Source organism: Paraburkholderia sp. 35.1 (genome assembly GCF_050436525.1).
GTDB lineage: Bacteria > Pseudomonadota > Gammaproteobacteria > Burkholderiales > Burkholderiaceae > Paraburkholderia > Paraburkholderia tuberum.
Map to the genome: position 1 here is coordinate 1,312,925 of NZ_JBNDMJ010000002.1, position 18,130 is coordinate 1,331,054.

Genomic DNA, 18,130 nt, shown 5'->3' on the forward strand with positions numbered 1-18,130 from the left:
ATGACAAGCAGCGCGCCGCAGCAGAATCAGGCACACGCAAAAGAACAGAGCACGCCGTGGACCGTACGCGACGCGGTCATCGACTTCGCGCGCCGCGTCGGCATGACGTCGATCTTCGCGAACCCGGGCTCGACCGAGCTGCCGATGTTCCGCGATTTCCCCGCGGATTTCCGCTACGTGCTCGGTCTTCAGGAAGCGGTCGTGGTCGGCATGGCAGACGGCTACGCGCAGACCACCGGCAACGCGGCGTTCGTGAACCTGCATTCGGCGGCGGGCGTCGGCAATGCGATGGGCAATATCTTCACGGCGTTTCGCAACCGCACGCCGCTCGTCGTCACCGCGGGTCAGCAGGCCCGCTCGATCCTGCCGTTCGAACCGTTCCTCGCCGCGACCCAGGCCACCGAATTGCCGAAGCCCTACGTGAAGTGGAGCATCGAGCCGGCTCGCGCGCAGGATGTGCCGCTCGCGATCGCGCGTGCGTACGCGATCGCGATGCAGGAGCCGCGCGGCCCGGTGTTCGTGTCGATTCCCGCCGACGACTGGGATCAGCCTGCCGAGCGCGTGGCCGACCGCGAGGTCGCGCACATCATGCGACCCGATCCGGCGATGCTCGAACGCATCGGCACGGTGCTCGACGCGTGCGAGCGGCCCGCGTTCGTGGTCGGTGGCGCGGTCGATCGCGCGGACGCGGCGGCTGAAGTCGTGCGCCTCGCGGAGCGGCATTCCGCGCGCGTCTACGTCGCGCCGATGACCGGACGTTGCAGCTTCCCCGAAACGCACCGGCTGTTCGCGGGCTTTTTGCCGGCGCTGCGTGAGCGCATCGTCGAGTTGCTCGGCGCGCACGATGCGATCTTCGTGATCGGCGCGCCAGCGTTCACGTATCACGTCGAAGGCAGTGGTCCGCATGTGCCGTCGGGTTCGCGGCTGTGTCAGTTGATCGACGATCCGGGCATTGCCGCATGGACGCCGCAGGGCATCGCCGCGGTCGGCAACGTGCGGCTCGGCGTGCAGGATCTGCTCGCGCGCGCCGCGCCCAAAGCGCGCGAGTTGCCCGCGCCGCGCGCGGTGGCGCCGCGAGCGCTGCCGCCCGCGCGGGGCGAGCGGATGTCGGTCGCATTCGCGTTGCAGACACTCGCCGAAGTGCGCGATCCCGATGGCATCGTCGTCGAGGAAGCGCCGAGCTCGCGGCCCATCATGCAGACCTATCTGCCGATCGCGCGCGCCGGCACGTTCCTGACGATGGACAGCGGCGGCCTCGGCTACGGCATGCCGGCGGCGCTCGGCGTTGCGCTTGCGCGGCCGGGCGAGCGCGTGATCGCGCTGATCGGCGACGGTTCGAGCATGTACTCGATTCAGGCGATCTGGAGCGCGGTGCAGATGCAGCTGCCGATCACATTCGTGATCCTGAACAACACGCGCTACGCGGCGCTGCAGGATTTCGCGGCGGTGTTCGGTTTCGCGCCTGGCGAGACCGTGCCGGGCACGGACCTGCCGGGCCTCGACTTCGTGACGATCGCGGCGGGCATGGGTTGCCCTGGCGCGCGCGTCAGCGAGGCGGCTGAACTTGCCGACGTGTTGCGTCGCGCGCTGACCGAAGGTGACGTGAAAAGCGGTCCCACGCTCGTCGAAGCGATCGTCGCGTAACGGTGCTTCCCATTCACGAAAAGGAGAGAGACCTACGATGAAAAACGTATCGATGCTGATCGGCGGCGAGCAGACACAGGCGCGCAACGGCGCGAGCTTCGAGCGCCGCAACCCGCTCGACGGCGAAGTCGCGACGCGCGCGCCGGCCGGGACCGTCGAAGATGCCGTGGCCGCCGTCGATGCCGCCGCGGCCGCCTTTCCGGTATGGTCCGCGCTCGGACCGAGCGAGCGCCGCGCGCTGCTGACGAAGGCCGCGCACGCGCTCGAAGCGAAGGCCGACGCCTTCGCGGCCGCGATGGCCGCCGAGACCGGCGCGTCGGGCATCTGGGCCGGCTTCAACGTGCATCTCTCGCTCGATCGCGTGACGCCGGACATGCGCATCTATCACGACGAATCGTTCGGGCCGGTCAAACCGATCGTGCGCGTGCGTGGCAAGGAAGCCGCAATCGCGTGTGCGAACGACAACGAATACGGCCTGTCGGCGGCGGTGTTCAGCCGCGACACGGCGCGCGCGCTGAACGTCGCTAAACGCATCGAGTCGGGCATTTGTCACGTGAACGGCCCGACCGTGCACGACGAAGCGCAGATGCCGTTCGGCGGCGTGAAGGCGAGTGGCTTCGGCCGCTTCGGCGGCAAGGCGGGGATCGCGGAATTCACCGATCTGCGCTGGGTCACGCTGCAAACGATGCCGCGTCACTATCCGTTCTGATGAGGCGCGACGCGATGGGCTCGCTGTTCGGCGGCCAACTCGCCGAAGCGGGCCATCGCGTCGCACCGTCCTGCCGACAGCAAAAAAAATCGAACAACGCGCGTGCAGCGCAAACAACGGAGACAGGTTCATGAGTTTCGTTCCTCCCGCTTCGGCCGCGGCCTCGACCGCGACCGCGCGCGACGACGCGGCGCTCGCCGGCATCGCGCGCGGCGGCAACACGGTCGACATCGGTCATGCACTCGACGACGGCCCCTACACGTTGCTGCAGAAAATCGCGGTGGTGCTCGCGGCGCTGTCGATCGTCGTCGACGGCTTCGACAGCCAGCTGATCGGCTTCGCGATTCCGATGCTGGCCAAGGAGTGGGGCATCACGCGCAACGCATTTGCGCCGGTGGTTGCGTCGGGGCTGGTCGGCATGGGTATCGGCAGCGCGTTCGCGGGGCTGTTCGCCGATCGCTTCGGCCGCCGCTGGGCCGTGATCGGCAGCGTGTTCGTGTTCGGCCTGGCGACCTGCGCGATCAGTCTCGCGCCGAACGTCGCGGCCATTGCGGCGCTGCGCTTTATCGCGGGGCTCGGCATCGGCGGCGCGCTGCCGACATCGACGACGCTGACCGCCGAGTGCACGCCCGCGCGTTTTCGTACCTTCGCGGTGACGGCGACCATTCTGTGCGTGCCGCTGGGCGGTATGGTCGCCGGATTGTTCGCCGGCCGGATGCTGCCGGTTTATGGCTGGCGCGGTCTGTTCGTAGCGGGTGGTGTGCTGCCGCTCATGCTCGCCCTCGTCCTGCTCGCGGCGCTGCCGGAATCGCCGCGTTTTCTGGCACGCCGTCCGCATCGCTGGCCCGAACTCGTGAAGCTGCTGCGGCGCATGGCGCGCGACGTGTCGGCCGATGCGAGCTTCACCGATGTGCGCGAACAAAGCGCTGAGAAACACGTCGGCTTTGCCGCGCTGTTCCGCGATGGCCGTTCGCGCGACGCCGTCGCGATCTGGGGCGCGTTCTTCATGTGCCTGCTCGCGGTGTATGCGGCGTTCAGCTGGCTGCCGTCGATGCTGACGAGTGAGGGCTTGAGCGTGTCGCTCGCGGGCTATGGCCTGAGCGCGTACAACCTCGGCGGCGTAATCGGCGCGGTGCTGTGCGCGCTGGCGATCGGGCGCTACGGCTCGCGCTGGCCGCTGCTGCTGTGCTGCGCGGGCGGCGTCGCGAGTGCATGGATGCTGCTCGGCGTCAGCGCGACGCAGCATACGGCGTTGATGATCGTCGGTCTCGGCTTGCACGGTCTGTTCGTCAATGCGGTGCAATCGACGATGTACGCGCTGTGCGCATACGTCTATCCGACCAGCGTGCGGGCGACGGGCACCGCGTCGGCACTCGCGTTCGGCCGCGTCGGCGCGATTCTGAGCGCATTCGCCGGTGCCGCGGTGATCACGGCCGGTGGCGCTTCGGGCTATCTGCTGATGCTCGGTATCGCAATGGTCATCGTGCTGATCGCGCTGGCGGTGGTGCAGCGGCATATTCCGCGTCGCGGCGCCGCGAGCGCGCGCTGATCGACGCGACGTCTCTCGCGGTGCGTTCGTATCGCGAGGGACTTTTTCGCGCGATCTGATTTTCCCCTATGCAAGAACCTGTTTCTCGCGCATCGCGGCGGTTTCCACTTGCCCCATGCACGAGCGACGCTATCAACCTTGCTGAATATAAACCGGTAACGCCACTGCATTCGCCGCCGGATCGCCGGCCGCATTGGTCGGCAAATACTGTGTCTGAAACGCGGTGAACATCGCGGCAAACCCATCGGCGCGCTGCACGATCACCGCGCCGTCCTGGAACGCGCCGTTTTCGTTGTAATGCGGGCCGCGCGGATTGCCCTGATTCATGTGAGTCTCGTGAAGGCCGTCCTTCTTCGGCAGAAACAGAAAGCCGAACCCATAGACCACGATGCCCGCGGTGGTCGGTGTCCAGAAATCGCGGTTGTGCAACTGGCCGCTGCCGTTGTCGTAGGGCAGACTTTGCGACGGCTTGCTTTCGTCGATGGTGAGGATTTCGTCGATGATGTCGTTGACGTCGGCGCGGTTGCCGTTTTGATCCTCGTAGGGGACCGGCCGCATGCGGTGAATGTCGAGCAGGCTGCTGTCCTGGAAGTAATCGAGCCGTGGAAAGCCGCTCGTGTAGAGGCCGAGGTTCAGGGGCTGCAGTTTCGCGGTGAGTGGATCGGCGAAGTTCAGATCGGCATAGAAGTACACGTCGTCGTTACCGCTTGCGCCCGGTTGCGTCGACGCCGAATTGACGACGATGTTGAATGGCGTGTTGTCGTTGCCAGTCACCGTGATCACATAGTGCGGACTGCCTATATACGAATCTTTGAAAGGCGCCGCGCGCAGCAGTTTTCCCTTGAACATGCAGTATTCGTTCATGACTGAATGACCTTCTCGAAGTTGACGATCGGAAAGCGACGTATCCAAGCATACGGTGCTACACGTCGATAAACAACCGCGCCCGCTGTCATACGCTTGCAATGTTTTTATCTCATCGCTATTGCGGTGTGCGAGCAATGATCATTACGCGTGGCGCTACGGGTTGGAGACGCGCAAGGAGAAGGCGTGGCATTTCCTCGCGTCGGACGACGGCTGACGGCCAGGCGGCCGTCGAACAGATCAACGAGGGGTGCTCGACGGAACGAAGTCGCCCGGTCAATGCGCCCGCGATCGGCGACCTGTTCGATCTTTTCGACTTCGACCGGGACGCCGACGAGCACGGGCATCATGACGGGTCGCACCCGGACCATGACGCAGGCAACGGCGGTAAGGGCTGGTGGCCTCTCTGACCATAACCTGGAACGCTCGCGCGACCGGTACAACGTAAAGTAGGACCGCCGCGCATTCCGGCGGCGGTCACGGGGGGCAGATGATTGGTGCGATCCTGCGGCTGACCGGCGATTTGAAGGCTGTGCGGGCACTCGAGGGCTGAGGGAAACTGAATCGCAACCATGCAGTGCTATCGAATGCCCACCTGCCGCGCGGTCGCATCGATCGCCGCTTCTGCCTTCGAGACGATTTCGTCGATTTCCGGCCGGCTGACCACGAGCGGCGGCGACAGCAGCATCCGGTCGCCGCTCGCGCGCATGATCAGATTGCCGTTGAAGCAGAAGTCGCGGCAGATCGTACCGACATCGCCGCCATTCGCGAAGCGCTTGCGCTCGAGCGGCTTCTCGGCGAGTTGCACGCCCGCCACGAGGCCCGCGCCGCTGATCTCGCCAACGATAGGATGACCGGCGAACGTCTCACGCAGCTTCTTCTGAAAGTACGGACCCGTATCTACTTTGACGCGCTCCACGATCCTCTCGTCGCGCAGCAGTTTCAGATTCGCAAGCGCGACGGCCGCCGCGACCGGATGCCCGGAGTAGGTGAGGCCATGATTGAAGTCACCGTTGTCGATCAGTGCGCGGGCGACGCGATCATGTAGACCGACAGCCCCCATCGGCACGTAACCGCTCGTCAGTCCCTTCGCGAGCGTGATCAGGTCCGGCTCGAAGCCGAAGTGCTGATGCGCGAACCATTCGCCGGTTCGGCCGAAGCCGCCGATCACTTCGTCCGCGACGAGCAGCACGTCGTACTTGCGGCAAATGCGCTCGATTTCCGGCCAATACGTGCCAGCCGGAAAAATCACGCCGCCCGCTCCCTGGAAAGGCTCACCGATAAATGCGGCGACATTGTCCGCACCGAGTTCGAGAATCTTCGCTTCGAGCTGCCGCGCGCGAGCCAGCGCGAATTCTTCCGCCGTCTGATCGCTTGCCGCTTCGCCGAAGAAATAGGGCTGATCGATATGTACTATGTTCTCGACTTTCGATGGCATCTGCTCATGCATATAAGCCATGCCGCCGAGCGTGCCGCCCGCGATCGTCGACCCGTGATAAGCGTTTTTGCGCGCGATGACGAACTTCCTCGCGGGCTGTCGTTGCGTCGCCCAGTATTGATGGACGATGCGCAGCACGGTGTCGTTGCCTTCCGAGCCGCTGTTGCAGTAGAAGAAGTGATTGAATGGCGCGGGCGTCAGTTCGGCGAGCAGGGCAGACAGTTCAATCACGGGCGGATGCGTCGTCTTGAAGAACGTGTTGTAGTACGGCAGTTCCCGCATCTGCCGGAATGCGGCGTCGGCCAGTTCCTGGCGGCCGTAGCCGACGTTCACGCACCACAGTCCCGCCATGCCGTCGATGATCTTGTTGCCCTCCGAGTCCCACAGGTACACGCCTTGCGCCTTGACGATCACGCGAGAACCCGCGCGATTGAGCGAGCCCATATCCGAAAACGGATGGATGTGATGCGCGGCATCGAGCGCGCGGTATTCGGCGGTGCTGCGAGATGTGGCTTGCGAGGTCGGCGCGTCCTTCGTGCCGCCATGCTGCGACGTTTCCTTTTGCGCATACATTACGTCTTCATTCTTATAGCTCATACTGCCCTCCGTCTTTTCAAGGTTCTCATTGACCGATTGGCCCGCAGCACTCAAACGTGCAGCAGCAAGTGCCGGCGTTCCCACGAACTGATCACGCGGAAAAACGCTTCGTATTCGGTCTCTTTCAACGCGAGATACGCGCGGACGAACTGCTCGCCGAGTACTTCGGCAATCGGCTCGCACGCGCTCATCGACGTCAAGCCTTCTTCGAGATTGCGCGGTAATTGATAGGGCAGGGCATAGCCGTCGCTCGCCAGCGGTTCGGTCGCGGCGAGCCGCTGCGTGATGCCGAGATAGCCCGCCGCCAAGGTCGCGGCAATCGCCAGATACGGATTGCAATCGACACCCGGAATCCGGTTCTCGATGCGGCGCGCGACCGGAGCGGAATGCGGAACCCGGAAGCCGACCGTGCGATTGTCATAACCCCACGCGACATTGATCGGCGCGGCCATGAAACGCGACAGACGCCGGTACGAATTGATGTACGGCGCGAAGATCGGCATCAGCGCCGGCGTGTATTTCTGCAAGCCGGCGATATAGCCGGTGAACAGCGAGGTCGGCTCGCCGTCGGCGGCGGTGAAGAGGTTGCGGCCGGTTTCCATATCGACGAGGCTTTGATGCATGTGCATCGCCGAGCCCGGCTCACCTTCCATCGGCTTCGCCATGAAAGTCGCGTACATCTTGTGACGCAACGCCGCTTCGCGCACGGTGCGCTTGAAGAGAAACACACTGTCCGCGAGCTTGAGCGGATCGCCGTGCATGAAGTTGATTTCCATCTGCGCGGCGCCGACTTCGTGTATCAGCGTATCGACTTCGAGTTCCTGCACGTCGCAGTACTCGTAGATGTCTTCGAACAACGGGTCGAATTCGTTGACCGCTTCGATCGAATACGCCTGGCGTCCGGTTTCCGCGCGACCCGTACGTCCGACGGGCGGTTGCAACGGCAGATCGGGATCGCGGTTCATGTCGACCAGATAGAACTCGAGCTCCGGCGCGATCACCGGTTTCCAGCCGCGCGCCTTATATAGATCGAGCACTCGCCGCAACACACAGCGCGGCGAGATTTCGACCGGGGTGCCGTCGAAATGCACGCAATCGTGAATCACCTGCGCGGTGGGGTCGACTGCCCACGGAATCATCCGGATCGTGCTCGCGTCGGGTACGCACACCATGTCGGGATCGGTGACGCCGGTCAGCGAATCGCTTTGCGGATAGTCGCCGGTGACGGTCTGGATCATCACCGCCTGCGGCAGACGCATCGATTCGCCCGATTCGAACTTGCTGCGCGGAATGATCTTGCCGCGCGCGATGCCGGCCATGTCCGGAATAATTGCTTCGATTTCGGTGACATGATGCTTTTTCAGAAATTCGTCGACGTCATGCATGATTGTTCTCTCTGTTTTGGTCCGCGATCTGGGTCATGTGTGCAGGGTTTCGTGTATTCATGCGCGGGCGACACGCGTCGCCGAAGGCGCGAAATATCGCGCGGCGAGGTGGGAAAACGCGAAGGCGAGTCGACGCCAAAGCGAATCCGCGCAATAACGCGCAGCGCTTACCCGATTAGAAGCGGCTCGATTGAATCCGTCGCGATGCGCGGTGATCAGTCAGTGCCGCGCGGACGCAAGCAGCCAGCTCGCGAAAACGCGAGCAAACGGACGAATCGAGCAGCGAAAAGAGATGAAAGAGGAGAGGCGCTACGGCAGCAGCGAAGCGACTTCGTCTGTGCGCACCGCGATGAACGCGCGCGCGGAGAGGACGTTGCGGCGTCGAACGGAACGACGCGACAGGACTGTGATGACGGACAGAAAGCGGCGAAACGCAAGGCTGCCGTTGCTGCCGTCGGCGCTGGCGCCGTCAGCGCAAGTACAACGCGCCTGACTGCGATTCCAATTCACCAAAGGGCCTCGGACTCTCACGATGACACTCGACTGGCGTAGTTGAGGGCATTGAACGGCCTGTTTCGAATCCACAGCGGATATTGAAGAAACAGGACACGGGTTGATCGAGAAGAAACGGTACTGGACGGTAGTAGCTTAATTCGCCGCGCCGCCCACAAGATCTCCCACTAGCTAGGATATACGAGCTAAAAATGCCGTCAATTTATTTTTAGATTTTGGCAAAGCGGCATCGAGCGTGATGCCGCGTGTTTCGTCTACTGTTCATTCACTCCGCAAGACGTACGGCGATCTTCGCGGCGGTTCTGGTCGGCTTTAGCACAGGTGGCGAGTCGGCGATGTGAAAGAACGCCGACGAAATCGCGCGCGACCGACGAATGGGCGCGGCGCACGACGCGGCGCGGCATGCATGCGCCGCGCGGCAAGTGGATCAAACCGGTTTGAGAAGCATGATTTGCCTCGCTTCAGGCGAGGCGGTCCGGGAAGAGGCCCGTTGCCTCACGCATCCTCGGACGGATCATAGGGCACCACGCGCTCATGCTCGTCCGCGTGATTGCGCGCGACGATCGCGCGCGCCGGGGCGTTCGCGTCGAGATTGAACGGCTGATGCGGCACGCCCGGCGGAATGAACAGGAAGTCGCCCGGCTCGGTGATGACCGACTCGCGCAAGCCCGGGCCGTAGCGCGTCTCGATCTTGCCTTCGAGCATATAGATCGCCGTCTCGTAGTCGGCGTGAAAGTGCGGCTCCGCATGGCCGCCCGGCGGGACCACGACCATGTACATCGACAGCCCGGTGCTGCCCGCGGTGCCCGCCGAAATGCCGACGAAATAGGGCAGCCGCTGCATCGTCGCGATTTCCCGTTCGGGCCGCAGCTTGACCACCGGGGCCCGCGCGTCGTGTGTAACGTTTGACATGGTCGCTCCTTTCGTCGCCGCCGTGCCGGGCGGCTTCACGCATGCCGAGCTGAAAGTCTAGACGATACGGGCGGCAATGTGGGACGTGATCGAGCGGACCTGGTGAAGCGCGGGCGAGCGCGAAATCGCGTTGCTACAATGGTCGGAATACCCCGACAGAGATCACGGAGACAGCGCATGGCCACGCTTCAGCCCATCAGCCGCTACCCGGTGCCCGAGCCGAGCGAGTGGCCCGAAGACATCAGTGCCCGCATTCTCGAAGTGCAGGAGAAAGCGGGTTTCGTGCCGAACGTGTTTCTGACGCTCGCGCATCGGCCCGACGAATTCCGCGCGTTCTTCGCTTATCACGATGCGTTGATGCTGAAAGAGGGCGGTCTAACGAAAGGCGAGCGGGAGATGATCGTGGTCGCGACGAGCGCGGTCAACGATTGTCTTTACTGCGTGGTCGCCCACGGCGCGATTCTGCGCATCTACGAAAAAGCGCCGCTGCTCGCCGATCAGGTCGCGGTCAATCACCGCAAGGCCGACATCACGGACCGCCAGAAGGCGATGCTCGATTTCGCGCTGAAGGTGTGCCGCGCGTCGGGCGCGGTCGACGAAGAAGACTTCCAGACACTGCGCGGCCACGGCTTCACCGATGAAGACATCTGGGACATCGCGGCAATCACCGCGTTTTTCGGGCTGTCGAACCGGATGGCCAACGTGATCTCGATGCGTCCGAACGACGAGTTCTATCTGATGGGGCGTGTGCCGAAAGCCGCGGCGGATGCACCGAAAAAGTAGCCTCGACTGGAATCGCTTCAGCATCTCTATCGGCAATTCGCGTCACGCCTGCACGGGGCGAGATGAACGCCGCGCGGGCGTCATCACCACGGTGTCGTCGATCGGGAAATGCAGCAGTGCCGCGATCAATCCCGCCGCGACCGTCGCTACCCATAGCAGTGAGTACGAGCCCGTCAGATCGAACACGAGGCCACCGAGCCACGCGCCGAGAAACGAGCCGATCTGATGGCTCAGAAAGCACACACGCCGAACAGGCTGCCGAGGTGACGCGTGCCGAACACCTTGGCGACTAGCCCGCTCGTCAGCGGTACGGTGCCGAGCCACGTGAGGCCCATCACCGCCGCGAAAATCACCACGGACACAGCGCTTTTCGGCAGCGCGAAGAATGCGGCGATCGTCGCGCTGCGAATCAGATAAAGCCAGCCGAGCACATGATGTTGGCGGAACCGGCCGCCGAGCCAACCACATGCCCAACTGCCCGCCATGTTGAACAGGCCGATCAACGCAAGCGCGGTGGCGCCCAGCCCGATCGGCATATGACACAGCGTCAGATACTCGGGCAGATGCGTCGCGATGAACGCGAGCTGAAAGCCGCAGGTGAAGAAGCCGAGCGTCAGCAAGCGGTAGCCGCGATGGCGCATCGCTTGTGACAGAACCTCGCGCAGCGGCGCCGCGGGCGCGTCCTCGAACCGCGCCTGAGCCGTCGCGTGGATCGGCGCACGCCGGTCGAGCACGATGCCGCGCGGCGCGATCAGCAGCATGGCGAAAGCGAGCACGAATAGCGATGTCGCGATGCCCGAATGCAGCCGGATGCCTTGTACGAGCGGCACCATCAGCACCTGTCCGGCGGAGCCGCCCGCGCTGACGAGCCCCATCGTGACGCTGCGCTTCTCCGGCGACGCAACGCGGCCGACCGCTGGCAACACCACGCCGAAGGTCGTGCAGCTCACGCCGATGCTGACCAGCAATCCCATGCCGGTCACCAGCAGCGCACCGCTCGGGGCGACGCCGACAGCCCGAGGCCGGCCGCGAACGTCGAAGCGCCGAACGCGACCACCGGCGCCGAGCCATAGCGATCGGCGGCCGCGCCCGCGAACGGCTGCGCGAAGCCCCACACGAGGTTGTGCAGCGCGATCGCGAAAGCGATCAACGTGACCGGCAGACCACGGTCGAACGAGAATGGGCCGATGAACAGGCCGAAGGTCTGGCGGATGCCCATCGCGGCGCTCAGGATCAGCGCACCGGCGACGATCACGAGCGTCGTGGTGACGGTCGTCGCGGGAGCGAGGGCGGGGGCGGGTTGCTTGCTATGGGTCGTCGACATGGCGGCTCCTCTTTGGCCACCATCGTCGCAGCCCGCCGCGCAGCCGGCAAAGGAAAAGATGTCGACGACAGGTGAGTGTGGCTCACCTATGCGCTGCTACGTCGTCGTCCGCCGCCGCGTCCGCATGCGCGTCGAAGGCCGCCGCCTCGTCGACGAGCCAACGTTTGAAATCGGCGATCTCGGGCCGCCGGATCGCGCCGTCCGCATTCTCCGCGCTGACCAGCCAGTAGGCGGTAGTCGATGCGACGGTGGGCGCGCAGCCGGACGTCAGCTTCCCGCATCAGCGAACTCGCACTCCCGACCCCAACGAGACATCCGACCTTGGATTTGCAGTCGTCCGTTGCCAAGCGGGATCTGGCCATTCAGGAAACCGGTTCCGCGCACTGGCGATACCACGGCAACCGAGAGCCGCGTCGGAGTAATCGGCCCCCTCAAGGATCGAGTTGCCAACGCAGTACGGGATGGGTCGCGCCGGCCGGCAATGCCCAGACGCCGGTTGAACTGAAGTCGAACGTCGGGCCGAAGCTCGATGGCACGCTCATCTGCGCGGTGGTGAGTCCATTCGCGATCGGCACGGGGGTACCCGTGCCCACGCCGACCGTGGCTCCGGTTGTCTGCGTGTCCCAGAAGACGTCGTTGGCGATCGTGCCGGTATTGCTGGTCGCAACACCGAGCGCGGGCGGCCCCAAGCCTGGGATAATTTCCTGGACGACGTTGCCCGTCGCGAAGGATTGCTCGATCGTGCCGGTGTTGCTTTGAACGAGCGCGGCGCTCCCCCGGCCAAAGCAGAGCCCGCCGCCGCCACCACCGCAGTAGTCGGGCGTGAACGTAACGGTCCCGGTCGCATATGACTGCGTAATCAGACCGTCGTTGGTGCCTACCAGACCGCCGGCGCCTTGAGTGTGAGCAAAGGCATTCACGGTGCCCGTCCCAAACGGTGGCGGGATGTCCGGGCTTTGGGCTTCGTACGACTGCCGGATCACGCCGGTGCTGGAGTTGTATCCGACGAGGCCGCCCAACACGCCCTCGCTCACCATCGCCGCGTCGCTGGACGTGCGTGTGATCGTGCCGTAATTCGACCCCAGCAGGCCGCCGCTCCTCGAAGAGATCGAGACGAAAGCGTTAGACAGCGAAAGGCTGCCACTCGTCTGGGCGTGCGCGATCAGGCCGTCGTTGACGCCGGCCAGGATGCCAAAGGAGCCATAGCCGCTGATGCTGACGAAGCCATTTACGCTGACGTTGCGAACGACAGCCGTTGCGCCGATCACACCGAACAGACCACTCGCTGCCTCGGGATTCGCCGGATCGCTTGTGGCGGGAACACTCTGCCGCGCATTCAGATTCGAGATCGTTTGGCCCATGCCGTCGAACTGTCCAGCGAACGGCGCGGCGCCTGTTCCGATCGGTACATAAAGACCTGCGCCGTAGCTTGGCGTGCTGATGTCGATGTCCTTGCCGAGCGCATAGTTGCCAGCAAGATCGAGCGATACGTTTTCCAGATCCGCGAGCGAATTGACGAGCCGGTAGCCGGTAATCTGAGTGATCAGTCCGCTGTCGGACGGTGCCGTCCAGGCCGTGTTGGCAAGCAGCGTCCCCGGCGCGTAGGTGCCGTTCATGTCGTACAGCGCGCTGACCGTCCCGGTGCTTTTCGACCAGTCGATCGTGCCGCCGTTCGTCACGCTGCCGCCGTTATCGATGCCCGTCGCGTCCGCGCGCAGCGTGAGGTCACCAGAACCCGTGTCGCGGATCTTCGTGCCCGACGAAAGCGCGACGTTATGGTAAGCCGCGAGCGTCAGCGCCGACGCACCGTGCCAGTCGATATCGGATGCGATCAGCAGGTCTCCGGCCGCACCATTGGCGCCGATGGTCGTCAGGTCGACCGTGCTGCCCGCATTCAGGCTGCGCTCGAGCGCACGCGCGACTGAGGCGTCCACGGTGAGCGCTGGCGTCGCGATGTTCCATCGACCGGCGTACACGGCGGCGCCCCGCTGGAACGACAGTTGCGCTGCCTCGGTATCAACCGTGCCTCCGCTGCCGTCAGCGTTCTTCGCCACGATCGCGCCTTGTTGCGACACCATGCCGTCGTCCGCCACGAGCCACACGTGGCCGTCGCGGGTCGCCGTGCCCGTCGCACGGATGCGCGCGCCGCCGCCCGCGAGCGCGTACACGTTGCCGTCCGCGGCTTGCAGGCTGATCTGCGCGGCGCGCGTGATACCCGAATCAATCACATTGCCCGCGCTGCCCGCCTGGACGAATACCTGTTGGCCGCTCGACGAGTCCTGCAGCAGCACCTTCGATCCGGCCGCGAATTCCGCCGTGCCCTCAGGCGCATTGACAGTTCCCGCGTTGATCACGGTCCGGGCGAGCAGGAACACGTCGCCGCCACTGGAGCTGATCTTCCCGAGATTCACGACTACTGCGGCCGAGTTGCCCGACAGGGTAAGCGCGCCGCCGTTCATGAACGCGCAGTCGCATGTGTCCAGCGTGGATGCAACGAAGCGTCCGCCCGTCGCCACCACGCCGGATCGACCCACGACGATGCCTTGCGGATTGATCACGTAGACACTGCCCGTGGCACTGAGCATGCCGAGGATCGCTGAGAGCGAGCCACCCGTCACCCGGTTCAGGGTTGCGCCCGTGCCGTTGGCGAACGTGACGCTGTTGTGCCTGCCGATCGAGAAGCTGTTCCAGTCGATCACACCGCGTGTCGAACCGGGTTGCGTGATCACGAGGCTGTTGCCCGCGCCCGCTATCGTGCCAGTGCCAGCGACGTAATGGCCGCCCTGCGGCAGGCTGCCCGCCGCGAACGCCACGGGTGTCAGGCAGAGTCCCGTCAGCGAAATGCCGATAGCGAGCCAGAGGTGTCCGCGCGAGTGCTGTCGATTCCGTGCGCGTCCCGCGGACCGAGGTCGTTCCGGACGTGACATACAGCCCCCTTTCCGCATGCATGCGGAATGGCCGCCAACGACCCGCGGAGCCGACCGGAGACGCGTGAGTCGCCGTGTCTGAAGAATAGCAGTTGGCGTCGCGCATGCATGCCGATATCTCAGCGTCTGGCGCCTTCTTATGGGGGCTTTTGTGCCATCTGACGCGTGGCGAGACTTATGATGCGCGTCGATAAGATCCGACGCCAAATTGCGTCAGGGCAACAAGAGCAGCGACTGCGTCTTCTACTGTGTCGGTCTCAAGGTATCTCAACAATCTGATCGAACAGGACCATCGCCACATCAAGTCCCGGACCAATGCCATGCTCGGCTTCAAGCGTTTCAGGAACGCCGCGATCACTCTGGCCGGCATTGAGTTGATGCATGGCATTAGCGAAGGCCAATTCAATCTCGCAAAGCTCGGCCTCAAAGATGCCACTGTACCCACCGTATGGAATGTGCCCACCGTATGGAATGCGGTCCTGTCTTATCAATTATCTGCGCCACGCAGGAAGTTTAAGCGCAAACGCCGGCAATCGGCGGCCCTGTGCCACTTAGCCAGGCTGTCCGCCGCAGCCGGGTTGTATTGCGCCGGCCATCCGGAGCTCGTGCGCCGCCGCCTCGTCGATAAGGATGGGAGCCGCGAGGCTTAACGAATGGATCCCTACGACAGTTCATCGGCAGCGCATGCGCAAGACTTCAGGGCCAGCATGGGGGCGCGCTGCCTAGTGCGCTAGCCGGCAAATCCCAGTGCACGTCGACGCCGGCGATCCGCCACGGCGCCGCAATGCGGCGAGCCGGCCCCCATGGAGTCGATTCGATCGCCGCGCTCGCGTCGGCTGCGGATTCCGAGGCGAGCGAGGTATCGTCCCACGGTGCGTTGAAGTCGATGAGCAGTCTTGCGGTCCGGGCGAGCGAGAGTCGCGCGCGCGTCGCGATGCCGTGCTCGAGCCGGCGCTTCAGGCCGCGCAGCACCGCGGCCGCCACCAGATAGCCGGTGGCGTGGTCCAGCGCCTGCACCGGTAGCGGGACGGGCGAGGCGGATGCGCGCCAGCGCATTCCCGCGTCGGCGATGCCGCTGCTCATCTGCACCAGGCTATCGAAGCCGCGACGCATCCCCCAAGGTCCGCTCCAGCCGTAAGCATCGAGGCTGACGTCTACGAGCCCGCGCGCGAGGCGCTCGCGCGTGGCCGCGTCAAAGCCGAGCCGGTCGAGCGCGCCCGGGCGCAGGCCGTGCACGAGCACATCGGCGTCCGCCAGTAGCCCAGCAAACGTCGTATGTCCGGATAACGTTTTCAAGTCGAGCCGGGCGCAGCGCTTGCCGAGCGTGACGTCCGGCACGGCGCCGGGCTCGTCCCAGTCCGGGGGATCGATGCGCAAGACCGTCGCGCCCAGGCCCGCAAGAAAGCGCGTAGCCGTCGGCCCGGCGAGCACGCGCGTCACGTCGAGCACGCGCACGCCGTCAAGCGGTCGCTTGAGCGCGATGGGCCAGCCAGGCACGGTGCCAGTTGGCCCCTTGTCGTACGCGACGACCGGTTCGGCCGCTACCGCGCTGCCTTGCGGATGCGTACGCCACGCGTCGGCGTCGCGCATCTGCGCGGCACAACCGCCTGCATCGATGATCGCCTGTTCGAGGTCGGCGCCTTCCCATGTCGCGACGGCTGCGGCGGCCGCGTGGCGGTCGGCGACCGCGCCGAGCGTGCGACGCACGGCCGCCCGGTGATGAGCCGCGTTAGCATGCAGGCGGATCCAGCCATCGCGGGTCGGGTAGTCGCCCGTCAATGGATCGCGCAACGGGGGAACCTGCCAACCGTCCGGGCGCAGCGACGTCGCAAACCAGAACGAGGCAAGCCGCCGGTCGACTTCGACAGCCGCGGGTTGGCGGGTCTGAAAGGGGGATGAAGTGGGCTCGTCCGAGAGCGAGCGCGCGGCGTGCGGATGCGCATGCGCGAGCAGTTCGTCGACTGCGAGCGCCGCGGCGGCGACCGACGCGGCGGCGAAGTCGGTGACTGCGAACGCCGACGGCAGACTGCCGGTGCCGCGAAAGGCGAGTCGGTCGACATCGTCGGCCTGGCCGCCGAGCGCATTCCACAGGGTGCGGGTCAGGGCGAGCGAGGCAGACGACATCGCGTTGCTCCTTGCCGAATCAGAATTCGAGATCGACGCCCTTGGTTTCCGGCGTCGCGAGGATCGCCAGGATTGCCGCCACGGCGTAGACCATCACGAAGAGACCGATATAAATATAGGCTCGATGGATCCCGTACGCATGCAGGATCAGGCCGGCGATGATCGGAATGAGCCCCCCGCCGTAGACCTGCGACACCTGATAGGCGGCGCTCGCGCCCGACGCGCGGTAGCGCGTCGGGAAGTTCTCGGTGTAGAAGGTCGGGATCGCGCCATATCCGAAGCCGAACACGAAGCCGAAGCCGATCACCTCGGCGAGCACCGCGAGCCAGAAGTTGCCGGTGTTGATCAGGTAGAAATAGGGGATCGCCCACACGAGGAAGACCACGGCCGAGATCAGCAGGATCGTGCGTCGGTTGATGATGTCCGCGAGCAGCGAGCCGATGATCATGAACACCAGCATCGAAGCGGCAGCGATGAGGCCGATCGTTTCCGCGAGTGTTCCGGCGAAGCCGACCGCTTTCATGTAGCTCGTGCCGAACACGAAGCTCAGGAAGAACGCGCCGCCGAACATCGCGTTCACGAGCGACGTGCGCAAGATGCGTAGCGGCATTTCCTTCCACACGCGAGCGGCCGGACTTTTGAGCGTTTCGGCGCCATGCTTGAAGCGCTCGAACACGAAGCTGTCCATGGTGCGGGTCCGGATCACGATGCCGACGATCGCCACCGCGAAGCCGACATAAAAGAAGATCCGCCAGCCCCAGGCGGTGAACTGCTCGGGCGACATCAGCGACTTGACCAGGATGACCGAGCCGAAGCCGAGGAGGAGGCCAAGCGGGATCGCGAATCCGACCCAGGCTCCCCAGAACGCGCGACGCTTTGACTTCGCTGCCTGCTCGACGACCCACGTCGCAGCGGTGCCGAATTCGGCGCCGAAGCTGATGCCCTGCACCAGGCGGAACAGGATCAGGAGGATGGGGGCGGCGGCGCCGATGCTGTCGTAAGTCGGCGTCAGTCCGATTAAAAGCGTGCTCACGCCCATCAGCAACAGCGCATAGACCATCGCGTCCCTGCGGCCTTTGCGATCGGCGATGTTCCCGAAGATGAACGCGCCTACGGGGCGGATCACGATGCCCAATCCGTACACGCCGATCGCGGCCGCGATGGCGGCGAGATTGGGCAGCTTGAAGAAGATCTCGCCCCAGACGGTGGCGGCGATAATCCCCGTGACGAGGAAGTCGTACTGCTCGATGACCGACCCGATGATGCTGGCCAGCGCAACCTTGAAAATCTGCTGCTGCGAGGGCGCTGCTACACCTTTTTCGATTGTTGCCATTTTTTGTCTCCGTGCGCTCGTTAACCGT

At 64.6% G+C, this 18,130-nt stretch carries 12 protein-coding genes and 3 pseudogenes; 5 read left to right on the plus strand and 10 right to left on the minus strand.

What is annotated here, in order from left to right; all coding sequences use genetic code 11:
- From mdlC to OKW27_RS12055, 3 genes are all read left to right on the plus strand, one after another.
- Window positions 1-1,644 carry a benzoylformate decarboxylase gene (gene mdlC, locus OKW27_RS12045; RefSeq protein ID WP_429333588.1) on the plus strand — a complete coding sequence of 548 codons (1,644 nt, stop codon included), beginning with the start codon at window positions 1-3 and terminating at the stop codon, window positions 1,642-1,644.
- A 52-nt stretch (window positions 1,645-1,696) separates the two neighbouring features.
- Window positions 1,697-2,353: an aldehyde dehydrogenase family protein gene (locus tag OKW27_RS12050; RefSeq protein WP_429334588.1), complete on the plus strand. Its 657-nt coding sequence runs from the start codon at window positions 1,697-1,699 to the stop codon at window positions 2,351-2,353.
- Window positions 2,354-2,483: 130 nt separating this feature from the next.
- Window positions 2,484-3,902 carry an MFS transporter gene (locus OKW27_RS12055; RefSeq protein WP_429333589.1) on the plus strand — a complete coding sequence of 473 codons (1,419 nt, stop codon included), beginning with the start codon at window positions 2,484-2,486 and terminating at the stop codon, window positions 3,900-3,902.
- A gap of 132 nt (window positions 3,903-4,034) precedes the next feature.
- On the opposite strand, the gene OKW27_RS12060 is transcribed toward OKW27_RS12055, so the two are convergent.
- The 5 genes from OKW27_RS12060 to OKW27_RS12080 form a co-directional block, all read right to left on the minus strand.
- Complete coding sequence (locus OKW27_RS12060; RefSeq protein ID WP_429333590.1) at window positions 4,035-4,766, minus strand: DUF2278 family protein; 732 nt, start codon at window positions 4,764-4,766, stop codon at window positions 4,035-4,037.
- Between the two features lie 580 nt (window positions 4,767-5,346).
- Window positions 5,347-6,801 (minus strand): aspartate aminotransferase family protein, encoded by a 1,455-nt coding sequence (locus tag OKW27_RS12065; RefSeq protein ID WP_429333591.1) that lies wholly within the window; start codon window positions 6,799-6,801, stop codon window positions 5,347-5,349.
- Window positions 6,802-6,851: 50 nt separating this feature from the next.
- Window positions 6,852-8,186: a glutamine synthetase family protein gene (locus tag OKW27_RS12070; protein WP_429333592.1), complete on the minus strand. Its 1,335-nt coding sequence runs from the start codon at window positions 8,184-8,186 to the stop codon at window positions 6,852-6,854.
- A gap of 309 nt (window positions 8,187-8,495) precedes the next feature.
- A complete protein-coding gene (locus tag OKW27_RS12075) occupies window positions 8,496-8,717 on the minus strand; it encodes a hypothetical protein (RefSeq protein WP_026226309.1) in 222 nt (73 codons plus the stop codon).
- A gap of 477 nt (window positions 8,718-9,194) precedes the next feature.
- On the minus strand, window positions 9,195-9,611 hold the full coding sequence (locus OKW27_RS12080) for a cupin domain-containing protein (RefSeq protein ID WP_429333593.1): 417 nt from the start codon (window positions 9,609-9,611) through the stop codon (window positions 9,195-9,197).
- A gap of 177 nt (window positions 9,612-9,788) precedes the next feature.
- On the opposite strand from OKW27_RS12080, the gene OKW27_RS12085 reads away from it, so the two are divergent.
- Window positions 9,789-10,394: a peroxidase-related enzyme gene (locus OKW27_RS12085; protein WP_429333594.1), complete on the plus strand. Its 606-nt coding sequence runs from the start codon at window positions 9,789-9,791 to the stop codon at window positions 10,392-10,394.
- Window positions 10,395-10,436: 42 nt separating this feature from the next.
- Here the strand turns inward: OKW27_RS12085 and OKW27_RS12090 are convergent.
- From OKW27_RS12090 to OKW27_RS12100, 3 genes and pseudogenes are all read right to left on the minus strand, one after another.
- Window positions 10,437-11,718, minus strand: a pseudogene (locus OKW27_RS12090) (MFS transporter).
- 82 nt (window positions 11,719-11,800) lie between these two features.
- Window positions 11,801-11,995, minus strand: a pseudogene (locus OKW27_RS12095) (transcriptional regulator); the annotation flags it as partial.
- A gap of 154 nt (window positions 11,996-12,149) precedes the next feature.
- Complete coding sequence (locus tag OKW27_RS12100; protein ID WP_429333595.1) at window positions 12,150-14,645, minus strand: filamentous hemagglutinin N-terminal domain-containing protein; 2,496 nt, start codon at window positions 14,643-14,645, stop codon at window positions 12,150-12,152.
- Window positions 14,646-14,899: 254 nt separating this feature from the next.
- Between OKW27_RS12100 and OKW27_RS12105 the strand changes: the two are divergent.
- Window positions 14,900-15,049, plus strand: a pseudogene (locus OKW27_RS12105) (DDE-type integrase/transposase/recombinase); the annotation flags it as partial.
- A gap of 292 nt (window positions 15,050-15,341) precedes the next feature.
- On the opposite strand, the gene OKW27_RS12110 reads toward OKW27_RS12105, so the two are convergent.
- On the minus strand, window positions 15,342-16,769 hold the full coding sequence (locus OKW27_RS12110) for a CoA transferase (RefSeq protein WP_090806806.1): 1,428 nt from the start codon (window positions 16,767-16,769) through the stop codon (window positions 15,342-15,344).
- Window positions 16,770-16,788: 19 nt separating this feature from the next.
- Window positions 16,789-18,102: an MFS transporter gene (locus OKW27_RS12115; protein WP_429333596.1), complete on the minus strand. Its 1,314-nt coding sequence runs from the start codon at window positions 18,100-18,102 to the stop codon at window positions 16,789-16,791.
- Window positions 18,103-18,130 lie beyond the last annotated feature (28 nt).

What these genes read in the sequence shown, in the direction of transcription:
- mdlC (WP_429333588.1), top strand. Translation starts at nt 1, where the DNA reads ATGACAAGCAGCGCGCCGCAGCAGAATCAGGCACACGCAAAAGAACAG.
- OKW27_RS12050 (WP_429334588.1), top strand. Translation starts at nt 1,697, where the DNA reads ATGCTGATCGGCGGCGAGCAGACACAGGCGCGCAACGGCGCGAGCTTC.
- OKW27_RS12055 (WP_429333589.1), top strand. Translation starts at nt 2,484, where the DNA reads ATGAGTTTCGTTCCTCCCGCTTCGGCCGCGGCCTCGACCGCGACCGCG.
- OKW27_RS12060 (WP_429333590.1), bottom strand. Translation starts at nt 4,766, where the DNA reads ATGAACGAATACTGCATGTTCAAGGGAAAACTGCTGCGCGCGGCGCCT.
- OKW27_RS12065 (WP_429333591.1), bottom strand. Translation starts at nt 6,801, where the DNA reads ATGAGCTATAAGAATGAAGACGTAATGTATGCGCAAAAGGAAACGTCG.
- OKW27_RS12070 (WP_429333592.1), bottom strand. Translation starts at nt 8,186, where the DNA reads ATGCATGACGTCGACGAATTTCTGAAAAAGCATCATGTCACCGAAATC.
- OKW27_RS12080 (WP_429333593.1), bottom strand. Translation starts at nt 9,611, where the DNA reads ATGTCAAACGTTACACACGACGCGCGGGCCCCGGTGGTCAAGCTGCGG.
- OKW27_RS12085 (WP_429333594.1), top strand. Translation starts at nt 9,789, where the DNA reads ATGGCCACGCTTCAGCCCATCAGCCGCTACCCGGTGCCCGAGCCGAGC.
- OKW27_RS12100 (WP_429333595.1), bottom strand. Translation starts at nt 14,645, where the DNA reads ATGTCACGTCCGGAACGACCTCGGTCCGCGGGACGCGCACGGAATCGA.
- OKW27_RS12110 (WP_090806806.1), bottom strand. Translation starts at nt 16,769, where the DNA reads ATGTCGTCTGCCTCGCTCGCCCTGACCCGCACCCTGTGGAATGCGCTC.
- OKW27_RS12115 (WP_429333596.1), bottom strand. Translation starts at nt 18,102, where the DNA reads ATGGCAACAATCGAAAAAGGTGTAGCAGCGCCCTCGCAGCAGCAGATT.